This window comes from Streptomyces sp. NPDC017991 (assembly GCF_044328075.1).
Lineage (GTDB): Bacteria > Actinomycetota > Actinomycetes > Streptomycetales > Streptomycetaceae > Streptomyces.
The window spans coordinates 1-5021 of the sequence record NZ_JBIRGP010000042.1 but is presented as its reverse complement, the minus strand read 5'-3'; the positions used below and the strand labels follow the sequence as shown (position 1 = coordinate 5021).

Sequence of the window (5021 nt, the reverse complement as noted above, 5' to 3'; positions counted from 1 at the left end):
GCGGTGGTCGAAGGGGTAGGTGGGCAGGTCGACGGTGGCGGCGGGGGTCCGGGTGAACCACGCCGGCCAGTCGACGTCCGTGCCTGTCACGTGGGAGCGGGCGAGTGCGCCCACCAGCCGGTGCGGGTCCGGTGTGACGCTTGCGACGGTCACGTCATCGGAGGCGGCGGGCAGGCTTTCGAGGGTCTCCTCGATCTGCTGGGCCACCGCCTGATGCCCGGCGACCTCCAGGAACGTCGTCACGCCTTCCTCGCGCAGGCACCGGACGGCGTCGGCGAAGCGGACGGTACGCCGGATGTGTCCGGCCCAGTAAGCAGGATCGGCCAGTTCCTCGGAGGAGGCCACTCGTCCCGTATCCGCGGAGACGACGGGGATGCGTGGCCGCTCGCATCGGACGGTCGATGCGACCTGCCGGAACTCCTCGAGCGCTCCGTCCATGTGGGCGGAGTGGAAGGCATGGCTGACCAGCAGCTGCTTCGTGCGGTGTCCCTGGGCCCGCCAGTGCTCCGCGACCCGTTCGACGTCGTCCGTGTCGCCGGAGATCACCGTCTGACGGGGACCGTTGACAGCCGCGACGGACACCGTGTCCACCACGCCCAGCGCTTCCAGGCCTGCACGGACCTCGGCCTCCGTCACGCGCAGGGAAACCATCGCCCCGCCGGAGGGCGCGGCCTGCATCAGCCGCCCCCGGGCCGCGACCAGCCGGGCCGCGTCCGGCAGCGACCACACCCCGGCCACATACGCGGCCACCAGCTCACCGACCGAATGACCGGCCACGAAGTCCGGGCGCACACCCACGGACTCCAGCAGCCGGAACAGCGCGACCTCCACCGCGAAGACGGCCGGCTGCGCGTACCGGGTCTGTGCCAGGGTCCCCTCGTCCGTCTCCGCACCCAGGATCAACTCCCGCAACGGACGATCGGCGTCCAGCAGTCCGTCGAACGCCGCGCACCCCTCGTCGAACGCCGCCGCGAACACCGGGCTCAGCGCATGCAGCTCACGGCCCATACCGACACGCTGACTGCCCTGCCCCGCGAACACCAACGCCGTCTTCCGGGCGCCGCCGGCACTTCCCACCAGGGCATCGGCGCTCGGCCGGCCGGCCGCCACGGACTCCAACCCGGCCAGCAGCTCTTCCCGGGTACGGCCCACCACCGCCGCACGGTGACCGAACACCGCCCGCCCCGTCGCCAGAGCATGCCCGACCCCGTACACCTCCAGGTCGGGCGCCGCCCGTACGAAGGCCGCCAGCTTCCGAGCCTGGTTGCGCAGTCCGCCCACGGAAGACGCGGACACGTTCCATACGACGGGTTCGGGGCCGGTGGTGGCCGACGGGGCGGGGGCCTCGACGGGCTGTTGTGCGGGTGCTTCTTCGAGGATGACGTGGGCGTTGGTGCCGCTGATCCCGAACGACGACACCGCCGCCCGCCGCGCCCGCTCGGGATCCGCGGGCCAGGCAACCGGCTCGGTCAGCAGCCGGACCGCCCCCTCACCCCAGTCGACGTGCGGAGTGGGCTCACTGACGTGCAGAGTGCGGGGCAGCGTCTCGTGATGCAGCGCCATCACCATCTTGATCACACCACCCACACCGGCCGCCGCCTGAGCGTGGCCGATGTTGGACTTCAACGACCCCAACCACAACGGCCGATCCGGATCATGCTCGGTGCCGTAGGTGTTCAAAACCGCCTGCGCCTCGATCGGATCCCCGAGCCGGGTGCCGGTTCCGTGCGCCTCGACCACGTCGATGTCCGTGCCGTTGAGACCGGCACTGGCCCACGCCTGGCGGATCACCCGCTGCTGCGACGGACCGTTCGGCGCGGTCAGGCCGTTGGACGCTCCGTCCTGGTTCACCGCGCTGCCCCGCACGACCGCCCACACACGGTGACCCCGACGCACCGCGTCCGACAACCGCTCCACCACCAGCAGACCCACACCCTCGGCCCATCCGGTGCCGTCCGCATCGGCGGAGAAGGCACGGCAACGGCCGTCCGGAGACAACCCCCGCTGCCGGCTGAACTCCACGAACGTCGACGGCGTCGACATCACCGTCACCCCGCCCGCCAACGCCAGATCGCACTCACCCAGCCGCAGCGCCTGACCCGCCAGATGCAACGCGACCAACGACGACGAACACGCCGTGTCCACACTCACCGCCGGGCCCTCGAACCCGAACACATACGCCAACCGACCCGAGGCCACACTGGTCGAGCGGCCGGTCAGCAGGTAGCCGTCGATGCCCTCGGTCGTGGACTCGCCTCGGCCGAGACCGGAGGCGTAGTCGTTGTACATGACCCCGGCGAACACGCCGGTGCGGCTGCCGTGCAGGTCGTGCGGGTTGATGCGGGCGTGCTCCAACGCCTCCCACGCCGTCTCCAGCAGCAACCGCTGCTGCGGATCCATCGCCAACGCCTCACGCGGGCTGATCCCGAAGAACTCCGCATCGAACCCCGCCGCCTCATGCAGGAAACCCCCCTCACGGGCATACGAGGTACCGGTGTGGTCGGGATCGGGATGGAACAGCTTCTCCAGGTCCCAGCCCCGGTCGGCCGGGAAGCCGCTGATTCCGTCCCGGCCCTCGACCACCAGCCGCCACAGATCCTCCGGACCCCCCACACCACCCGGGAACCGGCAGGCCATCCCCACGATCGCCAACGGCTCGTCCACAGCGAGCGCTTCCCCGATCACCGGGGCGGACGCGCCGGTGTCGCCCGTGAGCTCGACGATCAGGTACTCGGTCAGATCGCGGACGGTCGGCTGGTCGAAGACCAGGGAAGCCGGCAGCCTCCGATCCATCACGCTGCTCAGCCGGTTCCGCAGGTCCACACCCATGAGCGAGTCGAGGCCCAGTTCGGAGAACGCCCGGTCCACCGGCACGGCGTCCGCATCCGGACGCCCCAGCACCCCGGCCACCTGCCGGCGCACCTCACCGGCCACCAACCGCCGTCGCTCCTCGGCCCCCAGACCCCGCAACCGCTCCGCGAACCCCCCGCCACCGCCTGTGGTGGCCCGCCTGGCCGGCGTCCTCACCAGCCCGGCCAGCAACGGGGGAAGCTGCTCCGCCGCGATTGCGCCGCGCAGGGCGGCCGGGTCGAAGTGGGCAGTGACGACCGCCGGGGTCTCGGCGGTCAGTGCCGCGTCGAACAGGGCCAGGGCGTCGTCCGTGGCCAGCGGCGCGATGCCGAGGCGCGCGAGTCGGGCCCGGTCGGCTGTTGCGAGCCGGCCGGTCATGCCACTGCTCTCCTCCCACAGACCCCAGGCGAGGGAGTGAGCCGGCAGCCCCTGCGCACGCCGGTCGACGGCCAGCTGGTCCAGGAAGGCGTTGGCGGCCGCGTAGTTGGCCTGCCCCGGTGTGCCGATCACACCCGCCGCCGAGGAGAACAGCACGAAGGCGTCCAACGGCAGATCACGCGTCAGCTCGTGCAGGTGCCATGCGGCCTTCGCCTTCGGCTCCCACACCCTCGCCACACGCTCCGGGGTCAGGTTGGCCACCGTCGCGTCGTCCAGGACACCGGCCGCGTGCACCACACCCCGCAGCGTCGGAGCCACCTCGGCGATCACCCCGGCCAACGCCTCCCGATCGGCGACGTCACAGGCCACCGCCCGCAACCCCACACCCGTGAGATCACTCAGGTCTTCCGGAAGACGACCCGAACGGCTGACCAGCACCACGTCCCGCACCCCGTACCGCTCCACCAGATGCCGCACCACCACCCGGCCCAACGTCCCCGTCGCACCGGTCACCAACACCGTGCCTTCCGGACCGAACGCCGGGCCGGCAGCCACCATGGCTTCTTCGGCGACCCTCGTCAGACGCGGCGCCAGCAGCCCACCGTCGCGCACCCTCACATGAGGCTCACCGCTGGCGAGCGCAGCCCGCAGCACCTGCTCCCCACAGTCGGTTTCCGCCTCGACGAGCAGGACCCGCCCCGGGTACTCCGCCTGAACCGACCGCACCAACCCGCCGACCGCGGCTCCCGCCGCGTCACCGGAGGCCGTCACCACCACCACACGCCCGTCGCCGGCCAGCCGGTCCCGCAGCTGAGCCAACACCGTGGTCACGGCCTCCTCCACGGCATCACCCGCGGACACCCGCACCACCACCGGCTCCGGCAGCTGCGGGGTGTCCGGGGCGACGACCCCGAGCACGGGCTCCCACACCACATGGTGCAGCAGGCCGGCCGGGGCGAGATCGGCCGACGGCACGGCGGTGACGCCCATCGCGTCCACGGTCGCCACCAGCGCGTCGGACGCGTCGGTCACCGTCAGGCCGAACACGTCGGGTCCGGTCGGGGTGAGCCGTATGCGCAGGTCCCCCGCAAGTCGGGAGCCCGGGGCGTGCAGCCGCGCCCCGCGCCACGACGTCGGCAAGTGAACGGTGTCCGGGCGGGTGGTGTCGGGCAGGAGGGGACGCAGCGCGGCTTCCAGGGCGGCTGGGTGGAACGCGAAGCCGCCCTGGTCGGGCACGGTCACGTCGACGGCCCGCTCCGAAAGGTCGGAAGCACCGGTCGCGGTCGCCGGGGCGAGCAGGCCTCTGGCGTGCAGGGTCCAGGGTTCGCCCTCGCGGCGCGCGTGGACGCTGAGCGCCCGCAGCCCCGCGGAGTCGGGTCCCTCCAGGATCACCTGGAGGTCGACCGTGCCGTACGAGGGCAGCGGGAGCGGCTGCTCCAGGGCGAGGTCGTCGAGCCGCGGCACGCCTTCCCGCTCGCCTACGCGCAGGGCGAGTTCCAGGAGCGCGGTGCCGGGGAGCCGTGCGGTACCGGTGACCGGATCGGCGAGGTACGGGTGCGTCCGCGGTGACAGCCGACCCGAGTAGACCGTGCTGGTGCTGCCCGCGAGTTCCAGGCCCGGCCCGAGCAGGGGGTGCCAGGTGGCCTGGTCCGGTGTGGCGGACGCACCCCGGGTGCGGTCGTCGGCGAGCCAGTAAGAGCGGTGGTCGAAGGGGTAGGTGGGCAGGTCGACGGTGGCGGCGGGGGTCCGGGTGAACCACGCCGGCCAGTCGACGTCCGTGCCTGTCACGTGGG

General features: G+C 72.3%; 1 protein-coding gene. It reads right to left on the bottom strand.

Annotated features, from left to right (window positions below):
- A partial coding sequence (locus ACH4DZ_RS44895; RefSeq protein ID WP_398295591.1) for a type I polyketide synthase occupies positions 1-5021 on the bottom strand: 5021 nt, incomplete at both ends.